General features: G+C 61.2%; 13 protein-coding genes. 11 read left to right on the forward strand and 2 right to left on the reverse strand.

Annotation, left to right across the window (positions count from 1 at the left end; all coding sequences use genetic code 11):
- Window positions 1-38 precede the first annotated feature (38 nt).
- The 4 genes from K6N12_RS07820 to exoR all read left to right on the forward strand — a co-directional run bounded on the left by K6N12_RS07820 (window position 39) and on the right by exoR (window position 6,072).
- A complete protein-coding gene (locus tag K6N12_RS07820; protein ID WP_097625275.1) occupies window positions 39-2,882 on the forward strand; it encodes a valine--tRNA ligase in 2,844 nt (947 codons plus the stop codon).
- Between the two features lie 399 nt (window positions 2,883-3,281).
- Window positions 3,282-4,547, forward strand: coding sequence for an OmpP1/FadL family transporter (locus K6N12_RS07825; RefSeq protein WP_097625276.1), 1,266 nt, complete (start codon window positions 3,282-3,284; stop codon window positions 4,545-4,547).
- Between the two features lie 231 nt (window positions 4,548-4,778).
- On the forward strand, window positions 4,779-5,249 hold the full coding sequence (locus K6N12_RS34065; protein ID WP_097625277.1) for a hypothetical protein: 471 nt from the start codon (window positions 4,779-4,781) through the stop codon (window positions 5,247-5,249).
- Between the two features lie 19 nt (window positions 5,250-5,268).
- Window positions 5,269-6,072 carry an exopolysaccharide production regulator ExoR gene (exoR, locus tag K6N12_RS07835; RefSeq protein ID WP_097625278.1) on the forward strand — a complete coding sequence of 268 codons (804 nt, stop codon included), beginning with the start codon at window positions 5,269-5,271 and terminating at the stop codon, window positions 6,070-6,072.
- A 179-nt stretch (window positions 6,073-6,251) separates the two neighbouring features.
- Here the strand turns inward: exoR and xth are convergent, their stop codons facing one another.
- Together xth and erpA are read right to left on the reverse strand one after the other, a co-directional pair.
- On the reverse strand, window positions 6,252-7,043 hold the full coding sequence (gene xth / locus K6N12_RS07840) for an exodeoxyribonuclease III (RefSeq protein ID WP_097625279.1): 792 nt from the start codon (window positions 7,041-7,043) through the stop codon (window positions 6,252-6,254).
- Window positions 7,044-7,167: 124 nt separating this feature from the next.
- The gene (erpA, locus tag K6N12_RS07845) at window positions 7,168-7,500 is read right to left on the reverse strand and encodes an iron-sulfur cluster insertion protein ErpA (RefSeq protein WP_097625280.1); all 333 of its coding nucleotides are present in this window, start codon (window positions 7,498-7,500) and stop codon (window positions 7,168-7,170) included.
- A gap of 222 nt (window positions 7,501-7,722) precedes the next feature.
- Between erpA and K6N12_RS07850 the strand changes: the two genes are divergently transcribed.
- The 7 genes from K6N12_RS07850 to K6N12_RS07880 all read left to right on the forward strand — a co-directional run bounded on the left by K6N12_RS07850 (window position 7,723) and on the right by K6N12_RS07880 (window position 17,249).
- The gene (locus tag K6N12_RS07850) at window positions 7,723-8,940 is read left to right on the forward strand and encodes a deoxyguanosinetriphosphate triphosphohydrolase (RefSeq protein ID WP_097625281.1); all 1,218 of its coding nucleotides are present in this window, start codon (window positions 7,723-7,725) and stop codon (window positions 8,938-8,940) included.
- Window positions 8,941-9,004: 64 nt separating this feature from the next.
- Window positions 9,005-10,762 carry an arginine--tRNA ligase gene (argS, locus tag K6N12_RS07855; RefSeq protein WP_097625282.1) on the forward strand — a complete coding sequence of 586 codons (1,758 nt, stop codon included), beginning with the start codon at window positions 9,005-9,007 and terminating at the stop codon, window positions 10,760-10,762.
- A gap of 61 nt (window positions 10,763-10,823) precedes the next feature.
- Entirely contained in the window at window positions 10,824-14,153 is a 3,330-nt protein-coding gene (locus K6N12_RS07860; protein WP_097625283.1) for an SPOR domain-containing protein, read from the forward strand.
- A gap of 114 nt (window positions 14,154-14,267) precedes the next feature.
- Entirely contained in the window at window positions 14,268-15,281 is a 1,014-nt protein-coding gene (nagZ, locus tag K6N12_RS07865) for a beta-N-acetylhexosaminidase (protein ID WP_097625460.1), read from the forward strand.
- An 18-nt stretch (window positions 15,282-15,299) separates the two neighbouring features.
- A complete protein-coding gene (locus tag K6N12_RS07870; protein WP_097625461.1) occupies window positions 15,300-16,157 on the forward strand; it encodes a segregation and condensation protein A in 858 nt (285 codons plus the stop codon).
- Window positions 16,154-16,870: an SMC-Scp complex subunit ScpB gene (gene scpB / locus K6N12_RS07875; protein ID WP_097625284.1), complete on the forward strand. Its 717-nt coding sequence runs from the start codon at window positions 16,154-16,156 to the stop codon at window positions 16,868-16,870. Before K6N12_RS07870 ends, scpB begins: the two co-directional genes overlap by 4 nt.
- Before the next feature lie 187 nt (window positions 16,871-17,057).
- Window positions 17,058-17,249 (forward strand): twin-arginine translocase TatA/TatE family subunit, encoded by a 192-nt coding sequence (locus tag K6N12_RS07880; protein WP_003538990.1) that lies wholly within the window; start codon window positions 17,058-17,060, stop codon window positions 17,247-17,249.
- Window positions 17,250-17,265 lie beyond the last annotated feature (16 nt).

A 17,265-nucleotide genomic window follows, 5' to 3' on the forward strand; every position in this document is an offset into this window, starting at 1 on the left:
TACAAACGCCATCCTCGAACCTCGAAATTGGTCAGAAAATGCTCGACAAGACCTATGATTCTGCTGCCGTCGAACCCAAAATCGCCGCGAAATGGGATGAGGAGGACGCTTTCCGCGCCGGCGCGAACGCCAAGCCCGGCGCCGAGACCTTCACCATCGTGATCCCGCCGCCGAATGTCACCGGTTCGCTGCACATGGGCCATGCGCTGAATAACACGCTGCAGGACATCATGGTGCGCTTCGAGCGCATGCGCGGCAAAGATGTGCTCTGGCAACCCGGCATGGACCATGCCGGCATCGCCACGCAGATGGTCGTCGAGCGCAAGCTGATGGAACAGCAGCTGCCCGGCCGTCGCGAAATGGGCCGCGACGCCTTCATCGACAAGATCTGGGAGTGGAAGGCTGAATCGGGCGGCCTGATCTTCAACCAGCTGAAGCGCCTGGGCGCCTCATGCGACTGGTCGCGCGAACGCTTCACCATGGACGAAGGCCTGTCGAAGGCCGTCCTCGAAGTTTTTGTCACGCTCTACAAGGAAGGCCTGATCTACAAGGACAAGCGCCTCGTCAACTGGGACCCCAAGCTCCTGACGGCTATCTCCGACATGGAAGTCGAGCAGCACGAGGTGAAGGGCCATCTCTGGCATCTGCGCTATCCGCTCGAGCCGGGCATCACCTATCAATATCCGATCGCCTTCGATGAGGAGGGCAAGCCGACCGAATTCGAGACGCGCGACTATATCGTCGTCGCGACGACGCGGCCGGAGACGATGCTCGGCGATACCGGCATTGCCGTGAACCCCGAAGACGAGCGGTACAAATCGATCGTCGGCAAGCATGTCATTCTGCCGATCGTCGGCCGCAAGGTTCCGATCGTCGCCGATTCTTATGCCGATCCGACGGCCGGCACGGGTGCGGTGAAGATCACCCCTGCGCATGATTTCAACGACTTCGAGGTTGGCAAGCGCGCGAAGCTGCGGGCCATCAACGTCATGAACGTCGATGCCACGATTACCATCAAGGACAACGAGGACTTCCTCGAAGGCCTCGACAATCCTGCCGCACTGCATGGCGCCTGGGACCGTCTGGAAGGACAGGACCGTTTCTTTGCGCGCAAGGTCATCGTCGAGATTTTCGAAGAGGCCGGGCTCCTCGACAAGATCGAGCCGCACAAGCATATGGTGCCGCACGGAGACCGCGGCGGCGTGCCGATCGAGCCGCGGCTGACCGAACAATGGTTTGTCGACAACAAGACATTGGGACAGCCCGCGCTGGAATCCGTACGCGAGGGAAAAACCAGGTTCATTCCGAGGAACTGGGAAAACACCTATTTCAACTGGCTGGAGAACATCGAGCCGTGGTGCATTTCCCGCCAGCTCTGGTGGGGGCACCAGATTCCCGCCTGGTATGGCCCGGACGGTCAGGTCTTCGTCGAACAGACCGAGGAAGAGGCGCTGCAGGCGGCGATTCAGCATTACCTGTCGCATGAGGGGCCGATGAAGGCCTATGTCGAGGACCTGCTCGAAAACTTCAAGCCGGGCGAGATCCTGACGCGGGACGAGGACGTGCTCGACACATGGTTCTCCTCCGCGCTCTGGCCCTTCTCGACGCTCGGCTGGCCCGACCAGACGCCGGAACTCGCGCGCTATTATCCGACGAGTGTTCTGGTCACCGGTTTCGATATCATCCCGTTCTGGGTCGTTCGCATGATGCAGATGGGCCTGCATTTCATGAAGAACGAGAATGGCGATCCCGTCGAACCCTTCCACACGATCTACATTCACGCGCTGGTGCGCGACAAGAATGGGCAGAAGATGTCGAAGTCGAAGGGCAACGTCATCGATCCCCTTGAGCTGATCGACGAATACGGCGCCGATGCGCTGCGCTTCACGCTGGCGATCATGGCGGCGCAGGGCCGTGACGTAAAGCTCGATCCGGCCCGCATCGCCGGCTACCGCAATTTCGGCACCAAGCTCTGGAACGCCACGCGTTTCGCCGAGATGAACGGGGCGAAAAGCGATCGGCATTTCGTGCCGGAGGCCGCTGAACTCACCATCAACCGCTGGATCCTGACGGAACTTGCCCGTACGGAACGTGACGTTACGGAAGCACTCGAAGCCTTCCGCTTCAACGATGCCGCCGGCGCGCTCTATCGCTTCGTCTGGAACGAGGTCTGCGACTGGTATCTCGAGCTTTTGAAGCCGGTCTTCAACGGCGAGGACCAGGGCGCCAAGGCCGAGGCTCAGGCCTGCAGCGCCTATATCCTCGAAGAGATCTACAAGCTGCTGCATCCCTTCATGCCCTTCATGACCGAAGAGCTCTGGGCGCATACGGCGGGCGAAGGCAAAGAGCGCGATACGCTGGTCTGCCATGCCGAATGGCCGTCTCCCTCCTATGCCGATAACGGTGCCGCCGACGAGATCAACTGGCTGATCGACCTCGTCTCCGGCATCCGCTCGGTGCGCGCCGAAATGAACGTGCCGCCGTCAGCGACAGCGCCGCTCGTCGTCGTCAAGGCCAACAACCTGACGCGCGAAAGGCTGTTCCGCCACGACGCCGCCATCAAGCGGCTTGCGCGTGTCGAGGCGATATCGCTGGCCGACGATGCGCCGAAGGGGGCAGCTCAGATCGTCGTCGACGAGGCCACCATCTGCCTGCCGCTCGGCAATCTGATCGACCTATCCGCTGAAAAGGCTCGGCTTGAAAAGGCGATCGGAAAAATGGAAGGGGAGATCTCGCGCATCGACGGCAAGCTCTCCAACGAGAAGTTCGTCGCCAATGCCAATCCCGAGGTGGTCGAGGCCGAACGCGAGCGCCTCGAGGAACTGAAGGGGCAGATCGCCAGCTTGAAGACCGCACTCTCCAGGGTGAGCGAAGCCGGATAAGTTTCATAGCCCGTTTTGGTAAGTTATTTCAAAGACGCGCTCCGAGAAGGGCGCGTCTTTATCGTTTTGGGCACGCGTGATTCGGTCTTGAAAAGCGGCTGATTGCCGGCGCTGAGCCTGTGGATTGTGACTCCAATGGCCTCCCGCGGGCGAAAACTGTCACTGTTGTCGGATTGATACAGCTTCCACAATGTGTGGAATGAAAACCCAAAAGCCCATCTCAAAACCGGTAACTCTGGAATAAAATTTTATTAACCAGATTTTTTGACGTGTCCGTCAATTTCTTTACGTAAGTTGGCCAATGTAATGCCTGGGAATGCCGCCATGGGGCGCGTTGCCATGTCGAGCGAACACTTACTAGAGTGGCGTCACATCAATTGCTGGAGTGGGGGAGACACAATGGCATCGCGTAGGTTTTCCAAGGGCGTAACGTCGCTCGTCCTTCTTTCGTCGCTTGCATCGCCGGCCTTCGCCGGCGGCCTGGAGCGCGGCGGCTACAATATCGATCAGCTGTTCGATACCTCGCCTTTCTCGTTTCAGTCGGGCGTTACCTATGTCACGCCGCAGCGCAAGCTGAAGGATGTCCGTGACACGAATACCTCCGTCTTAACGGGGGGTGGCAATCTCAACACCCGCCCAAACAGTGCCGACGACACCTCGAATTACACCATTCCTTACATCGGCTTTAAGGCCGGTTTCGCCGATGCAGTCGACTGCCTTGTCGACTATTCCGAACCCTTTGGCGGGCATACCGACCCGGGTTCGAATTGGGCTGGCGCCAACAACAATATCGAGACGGAAATCAAAACCCGCAACTATGGCGGCACTTGCTCCTATCGTTTTGATATGGGCCCTGGACAGCTTCGCTTCATTGGCGGCGCTTTCTATCAGGAAGTTGAAGGTTTCAAAGAGCGTCTGGTTTCAACGCTCCCACTTTTGCTCGGCACCGGCACCGGCGTTGGCCGCCTCGATCTCGAAGACAGCGGCTGGGGCTGGCGCGCCGGTCTGGCTTACGAGATTCCGGAATATGCGATGCGCGCGAGCCTCGTCTACAACAGCCGCGTCAAGTACGACAACCTGACGGGGACTGTTGATCTCCGTCAGGTTCCAGTTGTGCCGATATATGGCGGCAAAATCACCAACGTCTTCGGCTCCGCAGAAGCACCGGATTCGCTGGAGATGAAGCTGCAAAGCGGCATCGCTCCGGATTGGCTTGCCTTCGGATCGGTCAAGTGGACGAACTGGAGTGTTCTGCAATCCGTGCCTTTCTGCCCGACGTCGACGAAGGGCGTGGCTGCCTGCACAGCGGGCGGCGCTACGGAACTCACTTCGCTCGACCTTCTCTATCGTGACGGCTGGACCATCTCCGGCGGCGTGGGCCACAAGTTCAACGATCAGTGGGCCGGCGCAGTCAGCGTCACGTGGGACCGCGGCACCAGTCAGGGTTATGGCGCACAGACCGACAGCTGGACGCTCGGTCTCGGCGCCGCCTACACGCCGACTGAACATATCGAATGGCGTTTTGCCGGAGCCGTTGGCGTATTGACGAGCGGTTCGTCCGGCACCTTCGAGTATAATGGCCAGACCTATGGCGACGATGTCTCCTATTCGTTTGGCAACGATCTGGTCGCGGCACTGTCGACGAGCCTAAAGATCAAGTTCTAATTCCCCGATGTGAAGAATTGAGGAGCCCGGCACCGCCGGGCTCTTCTTTATTCACGGCCGTTAATCATGCCATTTTCTGATCCCGTTTTGTGACGATTCCGCAACACTTTTTTACGACGATTGGCGTAAGATGGCAGCGGGGTGAAATTGTCCATTTCCCGCCACAAAGAGAGCGCAGCGCTATTGGCAGGCGAGGAGATGGGCAGGCTTACGGTGCGTGTAAATAGTAGCATGGGTCGATTTTTTTCCGGTAACACGAGATCGCGCAGGACGATTGGCGGCAGTCGTTTGATTGTGGTCGTTTCGCTTTCTGGACAAGGCTGTTCCGGCCGCCAATCCGACTTCGCGGCGGCGCCGTCGAACCGTTGGTTGTTGTCGTTTTCGGCCCGCTCGGATGCGCGGCCCGGCTTTGCCGGAGATGTCGATACCGCTTTCGTCACATTTGCTGTTTACGAATATGGTGAAGGCGGGAAGGCGGATGCCGCGCCTGCCGAAAGAGTGCCACGGAGATTGCAGTCGGACCATGCCGGGAGCCGGGTGGTTCTGAATGATGCGCTGAGAATTAGGCCTTCGAGAGAAGGCCACTGGGCTGGATGCGACGCGGGCAAAGGAGCCATGGAGCTCGCCGCGGGATCGCTCGCCTCGACGAAATACATCCGCGGAATGCACGGCGCGAGCCCTGCTGCTTCCTGCCTGCGATGAGCGAAAGAAATCGGTTGAAATGGTGACGTCCGAGTTCAAACTGTTCAAATTCATGCTGATGGGCATGTCTATGGCCGTAGCGCTGTCGCTGTCCGGCCCGGTCCGCGCATTCGACATCAAGGCGGGCGTCAGCAAGGAATCCGGCCCCTTCGATCTCTTCAAGTTCGGCTTCAAAGCCTATAAGAACGGGCAGAAGGAAGAGGCGGTCGAAGCCTATAAATACGCTGCCGAAAAGGGCCACACCGGCTCGCGCTGGGCGCTTGCCAACATGTATGCCGACGGCGACGGCGTAACGCAGGACGATTTCGAAGCCTTCAAGATTTACAGCGAGATCGCCCAGCAGGGCGTCGAGCCCGGCTCGGAAGATACCGGCTTCTTCGTCAACGCGCTGCTGTCGCTCGCCAATTATTACAAACACGGCATATCAGGCAGTCCGGTCCGGATCGACCTCACCCAGGCGCGCCAGCTTTATTTTCAGGTGGCCTCAACCTTTGGCGTCCCCGAGGCGCAGTTCCAGCTAGCGCAGATGATGCTGGCCGGCGAGGGCGGCAATGCCAGCCCGCAGCAGGCGAAGAAATGGCTGAACCAGGCCCGCAAGAGCGGTCATCCCGGCGCCATGGCGGTCTTCGGCAATATTCTTTTCGACGAAGGCCAGTCGGCCCGCGGCCTGGCGATGATGACGGCCGCACTCGACCGCTGCAAGCCCAAGGATTGCGGCTGGATGGAAGCGTTGCAGGAGCAGGCCTTTTCGGTTGCCAACGAGGCCGACCGCCGCACGGCTGTATCCCTCTCGCATAGCATCGCCAGCGGCTCCGACGACTAATGTATGTCGCCCGGAAGTGTGCAGCGGTTCCGGGATAACGACATGCATCAAAACAGAGAGCTAAAGCATGTCGCCCGGAAGTGTGCAGCGGTTCCGGGATAACGACATGCGCAAAACAAGGAGTTAAAGCGCGAGCAGCGAATCTGAAAGATCGCGACGCGCTTTAAGACAGGGAAAAATCAGGCAGCGAAATCGAAATAGGCGATCACAGGCACGTGGTCGGAAGGCTTTTCCCAGGCCCGCACATGTTTTTCGATCGCAGCCGACGTCATCCGGTCGACGGCCTCAGGCGACAGCAGCAGATGATCGATGCGGATGCCGTTGTTCTTCGGCCAGGCGCCGGCCTGATAATCCCAGAAGGAATAGAACTGCGTCGCATCCGTGGTCGCGCGCACAGCATCCGTCAGCCCGAGATTTTCCAGCCGGCGGAACGCCTCCCGCGTCTGCGGCAGAAACAGCGCATCACTTTCCCAGACTTTGGGATCGAAGCAGTCGTGCGGTTCCGGGATGACATTGTAATCGCCGGCAAGCACCAGCATCTCCTCATAGGCCAGCCGCTCGGCGGCAAAGCTCCGCAGGCGCTCCATCCAGGCGAGCTTGTAGGGATATTTCTCCGTGTCGACAGGATTGCCGTTCGGTAGGTAGATGCAGCAGACGCGCAGGATGCGTGTGTCGGGCAGCGTGAATACGGCTTCGAGGAAACGCGACTGTTCGTCCAGCGGATCGCCCGGCAGGCCGCGGTTCACTTCCGACGGCGAAGTCTTGGAGAGGATCGCCACACCATTGAAGCCCTTCTGGCCGTGTGTTTCGACGTGATAGCCGAGCGCCTCGATCTCCAGCCTGGGAAAACCTTCGTCGACCGTCTTGATCTCCTGCAGGCAGACGATATCCGGATCGGAATCCTTGAGCCATTGCGTGAGATTGTCGATGCGCGCCTTGACGCCGTTGATGTTCCAGGTCGCGATCTTCATCTCTCTGTCCTGTTCGCTTCGTGCGCTTCTTTTATCGTGGTCTTCCATAACAGGACAAGACGATAAACTGGCCGGAGGCACTTCGTCGGCCAGTTCATGAGGACAGTGCGATGCGTCTGAATATTCAGATCGAGAAGCTGGTGCCGCAGCCGCAGCTTGCCACTGCGTTCGGGTTCTTGATCTGGAAGGATTGACCGAGCAGATTGTCGACGAAGTCGATCTCCGAACCCGCCATGTAGACGAGCGAAAGGCTGTCGATCAGCACCTTGGCATCGTTCTTCTCGACGACGACGTCGTCATCGCCGGCGCTGTCGGCAAGATCGAACTTATAGGAAAAGCCCGAACAGCCGCCGCCTTCAACGGAGACGCGCAACGCGCTCTTGCCGGTCTCGGCGCCGACGATCGCAGCGATACGCTTTGCGGCGGCATCTGAAAGGGTTACACTCGTATCCGTCATGTTTCCTCCTGCCGGGGTCAAGATCCGGAGAGAATGGGTTTTGGCACTTGAATGTTCAAATGCCTGATATCAAACAAACTTATCATGATCCTCGGAAAAAGGCCATGATGCGCCGAGGTGGTTGAGAAAGCGCCTCTTTGCCGTTTCTTCGGGCTATAGGTATGAAGAGCGCAAAGCGGCGTCAATGGGCAGATGCGGCAACATGCAGGATGACGGTGAAGAATGACGATCGATACGCGTGCTTTAGGTTTCGGCAGCAGTGAAAGAGCGGTCTATGCGGCAGACCCCTGGACGAGCCACGGGAGGCTCTATCCGGAGGAAGGCAGCCCGACGCGCTCCGATTTCCAGCGCGACCGCGACCGCATCGTCCATACCACCGCCTTCCGCCGGCTGAAGCACAAGACCCAGGTCTTCATCGCCCAGGACGGCGATCATTACCGCACCCGGCTGACGCACACGATCGAGGTGGCGCAGATTGCCCGCGCGCTTGCCCGCGCCCTGAAGCTCGACGAGGATCTGGCCGAGGGCGTGGCGCTGGTGCACGATTTCGGCCATACGCCGTTCGGTCACACCGGCGAGGACGCGCTGCACGAGGTGCTGTTGCCCTATGGCGGCTTCGACCACAATGCCCAATCGCTGCGCATCGTGACCAAGCTGGAGCGGCGGTATGCCGAATTCGACGGCATCAACCTGACATGGGAAAGCCTCGAAGGCCTGGTCAAGCACAATGGTCCGCTGCTGACGCCGGATGGTGTGGGCACACGCGGCCCGGTTCCGCAGCCGATCCTCGATTATTGCGAACTGCACGATCTCGAACTGGCTACCTATGCCAGCCTCGAGGCCCAGGTCGCGGCGATCGCTGACGACATCGCCTATAACACCCACGATATCGACGACGGCCTGCGTTCCGGCTACCTGACTTTCGACATGCTGGAGGAAATCCCGTTCCTTGCCGGGCTGATGGCCGAGGTGAGGGGGCGATATCCGCACCTGGAGCCGAGCCGCTTCACCCATGAGATCATGCGGCGGCAGATCACCCGCATGGTCGAAGACGTGATCGCCGTTGCGCAGGAGCGCCTTTCGCTGCTGCGTCCGGAGAGCGCCGCCGACGTCCGCGCTGCCGACCGGGTCATCGCCACGTTCTCGGGTCGCATGGCCGAAACCGATAGCCAGATCAAGGCGATGCTCTTCAAACGCATCTATCGCAATCCCGATATCATGCGCATCCGCGCCGGCGCCGCCCAAATCGTCACCGATCTCTTTGCCGCCTATATGGCCAATCCCAAGGAGATGCAGAGCCATTACTGGGTCGATCATATCGCCGGCCTCGCCGATGCGCCGAAGGCCCGCCATGTCGGCGATTATCTGGCCGGCATGACCGACACCTATGCGATCAGCGCCCACAGGCGATTGTTTGACCACACTCCGGATTTGCGATAGGCAGCGGTCGCCCCGCCAAGGGCCGATTTGGGCCTTTGGCACAGCCTATGCATGGAAGAGTGCGATGAACCTTTTTACCGACTTCGAAGCCAGGATCAAAACCGCCCTTGAACAGATCGATCTGGTCAGGGAAAAGCGATCCGAGCTCGATTTCGGCCGCATTGCCGTCGAGCCGCCGCGTGACGCGAGCCACGGCGACGTCGCGACCAATGCCGCGATGGTGCTGGCAAAACCGCTTGGAACCAATCCCCGCGCGCTGGCCGACATCATCATCGCCAAGCTCAGGGAGGATGCCGACGTTGCCGATGTTTCGGTCGCCGGTCCTGGTTTCATCAATATCCGTCTCTCCGTCGGCTACTGGCAGCGGCTGCTCGCCGCGATGATCGGCGCCGGCACCGATTACGGCCGCTCGACGCTCGGCGAGGGCCGGAAGGTCAATGTCGAATATGTCTCGGCCAATCCGACCGGGCCGATGCATGTCGGCCATTGCCGCGGCGCCGTCGTCGGCGACGCGCTCGCCAACCTGCTCGCCTTTGCCGGCTACGGCGTCGAGAAGGAATATTACATCAACGATGCCGGCTCGCAGATCGACGTGCTCGCCCGTTCCGTCTTCCTGCGTTATCGCGAAGCGCTCGGCGAAAAGATCGGCGAAATTCCCTCGGGTCTCTATCCGGGCGACTATCTCGTACCTGTGGGACAGTCGCTTGCCGCCGATTATGGCGTGCGGCTGCACAACATGCCGGAAGACCAATGGATGCCGATCGTCAAGGACCGCACCATCGATGCGATGATGGTGATGATCCGCGAAGACTTGGCGGCGCTGAACGTCCATCACGATATCTTCTTTTCCGAGCGCACCCTGCATGCCAATGGCGCGGCCGCGATCCGCACGGCGATCAACGATCTGACCTTCAAGGGCTATGTCTACAAGGGCACCTTGCCGCCGCCGAAAGGCCAGCTGCCTGAGGATTGGGAAGACCGCGAACAGACGCTGTTCCGCTCGACCGAAGTGGGCGACGATATGGACAGGCCGCTGATCAAGTCGGACGGCTCCTACACCTATTTCGCCGCCGACGTCGCCTATTTCAAGAACAAGTTCGATCGCGGTTTCGACGAGATGATCTATGTGCTCGGCGCCGACCATGGCGGCTATGTCAAGCGTCTGGAAGCGGTTGCACGCGGTGTTTCGGATGGTAAGGCGAAGCTGACGGTGCTGCTCTGCCAGCTCGTCAAGCTCTATCGCAACGGCGAGCCGGTGAAGATGTCGAAACGCTCGGGCGATTTCGTCACGCTTCGGGACGTCGTCGAGGAAGTCGGCAGTGATTCGGTCCGGTTCATGATGCTTTACCGCAAGAATTCCGAGCCGCTCGACTTCGATTTCGCCAAAGTGACGGAGCAGTCGAAAGATAATCCGGTCTTTTACGTGCAATATGCGCATGCCCGCTGCATGTCGGTGTTCCGGCAGGCGAGGGAGGCTTTCGGCGACCTCGATGTTTCCCCTGAAGAACTCGCGCAAACCGTTGCAGGCATTGGCGATCCGGCCGAATTGCAGCTCGTCGCCAAGCTCGCCGAATTCCCGCGGATCGTCGAAGCGGCGGCCCAGTCGCAGGAGCCGCATCGGCTCGCTTTTTACCTCTACGACCTCGCTAGTTCTTTCCACGCCCACTGGAACAAAGGTAAAGATCAGCCGGAATTACGATTTGTTAATGATAAAAACCGAGAATCAACTATTGCCAGACTTGGGCTGGTGTACGCCGTCGCGTCGGTTTTGAAGTCGGGACTTGCCATTACAGGCACTGCCGCACCGGACGAAATGCGATAACGTCACCATTTCCCCACAATGCGCTGGCATCTCAGAGTTGGCGTTTGCGAGTGGGATAGGCATGGCTGATAAACAACTTGCGTATGATACGCGCGGAAAAGATGACCTGTTTGCCGACGATGATCCGTTGGCCGAACTTGCCCGTATCGTCGGCTTCGAGCCGCGTGTTGCAGCAAACACGATAACCGAGTCCGCGCGGCACGAGCCCGCCCTCGATCTCGAGGACGAGCTCGGGCGCGAGTTCGACCGTTACGATTCGCCACGTCCGCTCGCAGAGCTCGACCGGCCTGCCGAACCGATCTCCGATAACGACACGCCAGAAGATTACATCGAGCCCGTTCTCGATGTGTCTCCCGCTGCCGAGACAGCTGAGGTGGCCGAGCCGGTTTCCGTCGCCTCCGTTGAGGCTGAGGAAGAAGCTGCGCCGGCTGCAAGCAAATGGGATGCGCCCGCCGACGAGGCGGCCTGGCCGCAGCAGCTTTCCGTCGAGCCCGCTTCCGAGGCGCCGGTGCAATCGGCCTTCGGCGGCGCACGCGATCTGATCGAGGAGCTTGAGCTGTCGATCGGCTCCGCTCCGGTCTCTTCGCTGCCGCAGCCCGCCAAGGCGCCGCAATGGTCGGCCGCCAGCATCAGGCTGCCGCTTGCCAATTTCCACGCCGCCAAACGCGAGGAAACGGTTGTTTCGCCAGAGCCAGTGGCAGAAGTGCCAGCGGCAGAAGCGCCTGTGGCCGAAGCGGTCGTAGCGCCAGCGGCTGAAGCGCCGTCTGCTGATCTTGCCGCGGCAGAGCCGCAACTCGCGATCGAGCCGTCCGCCCCGGTCGTCGAGCAATTGGCCCCGGTCGTCACTGTCGAGCCGTCCGAGGAATTCGAATCCGCGTCTCCGTCCCTTGGCTTCCCCGCCGAGCACGATCGCCATGACGAGGTGATCGCGTCAGACGAAATTGCCGAGGCCGACGACTTCGTCGAAATCGAAGAGGAACTCGAAGATTTCGGATCCGACGCCGGTTTCGATCTCATCGCCGCTGCCGTCGAAGGCGAGATCCAGGCCGATGCAGCGCTGACCGAGGTCGTGCCTGAAGTTCCGCACACTGTCGGCACTTTCGATCTGGACGATCTGCTCGCCGACGTCTCGCGTTATCCGGTGCCGCAACGTCCCAATACGGCGCCCGTTTCGCCGCAGGCCGCATCGATCGAGGCTGCGCCCGTTGCTGCCGCTCCCCTTGCTGTCGCGCCTATGGTCGCCGCATTTGCCGGGCCGCAGGTGATCGCGCCAGCGCCGCTCGCCGCAGCCCCCGTTCAGCCTGCTCCTGTCGAACCGGCGCCGGTCTATGCTGCCGAAGCCGCAAGGCCGGTCGTACCGCAGCCAGCCGAGGTTATTGCACCCCAGCCCGCCGCAATGGCATATTCGCGGGCGCCGCAGCCTGTGCCGGAAGCCGACGATCCCTTCGCCGGTCATGATTTCGAGCTGGATCTTGCCGGTATCGAGCTGGAACTTGCCGATCTCGATTTCTCCGAATCCGAGCTGGCTCCGGCTGAGCCCGCGCCGCAGCCGGAGCCGCCAATCCGTGCCGCCCAGCCGGCCGCTGCCGTCTCTCCCCGATCTGCCTCCGGTCTTGCGCCTGAGCCGCAAAATCCTGCTTTCCAGCAGGCGACATCGGCCGATGCGCGGCCTGCTCCGGCCTTCGTAGAGCCCCAGGCTCCAACTCCGACTCCGGCCGTCAACTGGTCTTCGGTCGCCGACTCGACCGAAGACCTGCCGTTTGATCCGGCGATGATCTCCGATCCGGAGGATCGTCCCGAGACGGTCGAGGATATGCACGTGCCGGCGCTGCCGCCGGTCGAGCAGCCCGCGCCGGTCGCGAAAACGCAGGATTTCGATTTCGATCTCGATGCGGAGATTGCCAGCTTCTTTGAACCGGCCAAGCCGCGGGAAACGCCGGCCCCGGTTCGCGATACTGCTGCCGCAGCGGCAAAGCCGGTCAAGCCGACCATCGCCGACGGCCTCGATGATTTCGAACGGGCGCTGGAAGAAGATTTCCGCCGCAGCGTGCGCGAGCCGGTCGAGCGCCGTGAGACCTCTGAGGTCCGCATCGAATCGGCAAGCCAGGCGGCCGATTTCAGCCGTGCCCGGTCGATGCGCCGGCTGCTGGCCGGAGCCGTCGTGCTCGTGGTCTTCGCCGGTGTCGCTTTTGGTGTCTATTCCTCCGTCTGGAACGGCGAGGGGCTTGGCATCGTCGCATCCGGCGAGCCGCGCGTGATCACGGCCGACAAGGAGCCGGTCAAGGTCGTTCCGGAAAATCCCGGCGGCAAGACCGTGCCGAACCAGGACAAGGCCGTCTACGATCGTGTTGCCGGTTCTGCCGAGGAACCGAAGCAGAAGGCGCTGGTTTCTTCGGATGAGGCACCGGTCGATGTCGTCCAGCGGACGCTGACACCGGAATCGTTGCCCGAGGACGACGATAACGCCAACGCCAGTGATCAGGTCTCGCCGACCGCAGTCGGTGAGACGGAAGATCCGCGTTTGCTGCCGAACCAGGACAGCGCCGACAACGCTGCCGCCGGCGATGCCGAGAAGACGCCATCGGTTTCACCGCGCAAGGTCCGCACGATGATCGTCAAGCCTGACGGCACGCTGGTCGCCCGCGAGGAACCAGCACCCGTCGACCAGCCGGCTGCCGAGGCGACACCCTCTGTGCCGGCGACGCAGTCCGCACAGGCCGCTCAGCCGATGCCGGCCTTGACGGCCCCGGCGGCGCAATCGGCTTCACCCGTGCCGCCGGTCGCCGGAACGGCCGCAAGCTTCCCGGCGAGCGCTGAGGTTGCTTCAGCCGATGCCCGCTCCGCAACGCCTGCCGAAACCGCACCGGCTAAGCCGCCGCTTGCAGCCGACGCCGATGCGCAGGCCGCAAATCCCGCCCCGGTCGATACGCCGGTGCGCCCGGTCAAGACCACGGCGCTCACCGATACCGCTCCGGTTCCGATCGCGCGCCCGGTCGATCAGCCCGTCAACGTCGTCGGCACGGTGACCGAAAAGGGCAACGTTCGCGCTCCCGCACAGCAGCCGAAGCCCGCGCAGCCGCCGAAGACGACTGAAGTCGCTGCTGCAGCACCCGCCGCCGCCCAGCCGCAGTCGCAGGCCGCCTCCGCCGGCGGCTACGGCATCCAGATCGCCTCGCTGCCATCGCAGGACGAGGCGACCAAGTCCTATGCCAACCTGTCGAAGAAATTCGCCGGTGTGCTTGGTGGCCGCGCTCATGAAATCCGCAGGGCCGATATCGCCGGCAAGGGCACTTTCTACCGTGTCCGTATTCCGGCCGGTTCCAAGGACGAGGCCGCAGCGCTCTGCGAACAGTATCGCGCGGCGGGCGGAAGCTGCCTGATCTCCAAGTAGCATCGGTTTTCAACGAAATAACAGGAGCGGCGGGCCGGATCGGCCCGCCGCTCTTTTTTGTGCATGGCGCCCGAGCTTGCTCGCATTTGGCCGGGCGCCGTCTATGATTCCGATATGACCGAATCAAAAGCGATGATCCTTGGCTGCAGCGGCCTTGCCCTCACATCCGAAGAGAAAGCCTTCTACCGGGGCGAACGGCCCTGGGGCTTCATCCTCTTCGGGCGCAATATCTCCGAAGCAGGGCAGATTGCCGATCTGGTCGCCGAACTGCGCGACAGCGTCGGCTGGCATGCGCCGGTGCTGATCGACCAGGAGGGTGGCCGCGTTCAGCGCATTCGTCCGCCGGTTTTCGCACGTTATCCCTCCGGCCAGGCGCTCGGAGATCTCTATCGCCGAGACCCGGCGCTTGGGCTGCGCGCTGCCTGGGCGATGTCGCGGCTGCACGCCTTCGACCTTTCGAGCCTCGGCATTGATGTCGATTGCCTGCCGGTGCTCGACGTGCCGGTCGAGGGCAGCAGCAGCGTCATCGGCGACCGCGCCTATGGCGACGACCCCCAGACCGTCATCGTCATGGGCCGGGCGGCTGCTGAAGGGTTGAAGGCCGGCGGCCTCTTGCCGGTGATGAAGCATATGCCCGGGCACGGCCGCGGCTTTGCGGATTCACACCTGGAACTGCCTGTCGTCACCGTCTCGCGCGATGAGCTGGAGGCTCATGATTTCCCGCCCTTTATCGCCATGAAGGACGAGCTGATGGCGATGACCTGCCACGTCGTCTTCACCGCCATCGACCCCGACAATCCGGCGACGACCTCGCGAAAGGTGATCGACGGCGTCATCCGCGAGCAAATCGGCTTTACCGGTCTGCTTCTCTCCGACGACAGCTCGATGAATGCACTTTCCGGCACGATCGGCGAACGTGCGGCGAATATTATTGCAGGCGGATGCGATATCGTGCTGCATTGCAATGGCCATATGGACGAGATGCTGGATGTCGTGGCAAATGTTCCGCCGCTCGCCGGTCAATCGCTTGCCCGTGCAAAAGCGGTGGAAGCAGGTTTTGCAGCGCCGGATGCCGCCGATGAGGCGGAATTGCGGGCGGAATTCGAGGCGATGTTTGCGATCGTGTGATCGCTGAGGAGCAGGGTGGTGATCACGGTCAAGGGCACGGAGCGTCCGCAGGCGGCAACGCCGATGGACAAGTTGTGGCAGGAGAACGGCGCCGAGCGCGCCAGCCACGAGCCGGCGCTGGTGATCGATGTCGCCGGCTTCGAAGGGCCGCTCGATCTGTTGCTCTATCTCGCCCGCAACCAGAAGGTCGATCTGTCGCGCATTTCGGTGCTGGCACTGGCCGAGCAATATCTGCAGTTCGTCGAAAGCGCCCGGCGTATCCGCATCGAGCTTGCCGCCGATTATCTCGTCATGGCAGCCTGGCTTGCCTATCTCAAGTCGCGGCTGCTGATACCCCAGCAGATCAAGGATGACGGTCCGTCGGGCGAAGAGATGGCGGCAACGCTCGCCTTCCGGCTGAAGCGCCTCGAAGCCATGCGCCAGGCCGCCGAAGGCCTCGTCAACCGCAACCGCCTCGGCCGCGACATCTTCGTGCGCGGCGCGCCCGAGCATATTCCCGACCGGCAGCAATCCGCCTACGCGGCAAGCCTCTATGATCTTTTGACCGCCTATGCGGCGCTGCGCCAGCGCAATGCCGTTACCCAGGTGACGATCGAGAGGCGCAACGTCTGGTCGCTGACCGATGCGCGTGAGTTGCTGACCCAAATGATCGGCGAGATCGGCGACTGGACGGCGATGGAGCATTATCTGCTGCGTTATCTCGCTGCGCCCGAGGAACGCGTCACGGCGATTGCCAGCGCTTTTGCCGCCTCGCTGGAGCTGGTGCGCGAGGGCAAGCTGGAAATCCGCCAGGACGGCGCCTTTCAACCGATATACATGCGCCGCGGACCAAAACACGCCACGCTGCAGGTGGTGGAACAGGAGCAGCCGGCTTGATCGATCCGAAGAGCGACGAGGATTTCGAGGACGATTTCGAAGGCAGGAGCCGCGACCTGCAGGCCGAGATCGAGGCAGAACGCATCGCCGAGGCGTTGGTTTTTGCCTCCTCGCAACCGGTGTCCGAAGGCTTCCTCGCAGAGCGCCTGCCCGAGAAGACCGATGTTCGCGCCATCATGCTGCGCTTGAAGGCACACTATGCACCGCGCGGCGTCAACCTCCTGCAGATCGAGGGTGCCTGGGCCTTCCGCACCGCCGCCGATCTCTCCTTCGTCATTCGCCGCGATGACAACGAGGTCAAGAAGCTCTCGCGCGCCGCATTGGAAGTGCTGGCGATCATTGCCTATCACCAGCCGGTGACGCGCGCCGAGATCGAGGATATCCGCGGCGTGCAGACCTCGCGCGGCACGCTCGACGTGCTGATGGAGGCGGGCTGGGTACGGTTTCGCGGTCGCCGTCGCACGCCGGGCCGGCCGGTGACATTAGGCACCACCCGCGATTTTCTCGACCATTTCGGTCTCGAGGAGCTGCGCGATCTGCCCGGTCTCGAAGAATTGAAGGGCGCTGGCCTGCTCTCGGGGCGCATTCCTGCGAATTTCAACATTCCCTCGCCATTGATGAACGACGAGCTAAGCGAGGACGAAGATCCCATTACCCAGATGGATCTCGAAGAACTTGGGTTGCTCGCCCCGCGTTCTACCTCCGAAGATTGAAGGACTTCGTCTTGCTTTTGCCATGCATGACGAAAACAATGGTGCTCACCATTTTTCGGCGGTTCGGTGGCTTGTCACAAAGGGCGATACCGTGACATTAAGCGCAGTTCAAAGGGCTTGATGTTGGAAACGCTGTCGGAAATTCTTACATCATGGGAACATCGAATAAAGGGAGTAAGTGCAAATGATGGGTTCTTTTAGCATGTGGCACTGGTTGATCGTTCTGGTCATCGTGCTGTTGTTGTTTGGCCGCGGCAAGATCCCGGAACTGATGGGCGATGTCGCCAAGGGCATCAAAAGCTTCAAGAAGGGCATGACGGACGAAGATGCGCCCGACACGGCCAAGACCGTCGATCACAAGGCCGACGAAACGAAGTAACCAAGTGCGGGAAAAA

The sequence above is a fragment of the Rhizobium redzepovicii genome (assembly GCF_019793435.1).
In the GTDB taxonomy this organism is placed as follows: domain Bacteria; phylum Pseudomonadota; class Alphaproteobacteria; order Rhizobiales; family Rhizobiaceae; genus Rhizobium; species Rhizobium redzepovicii.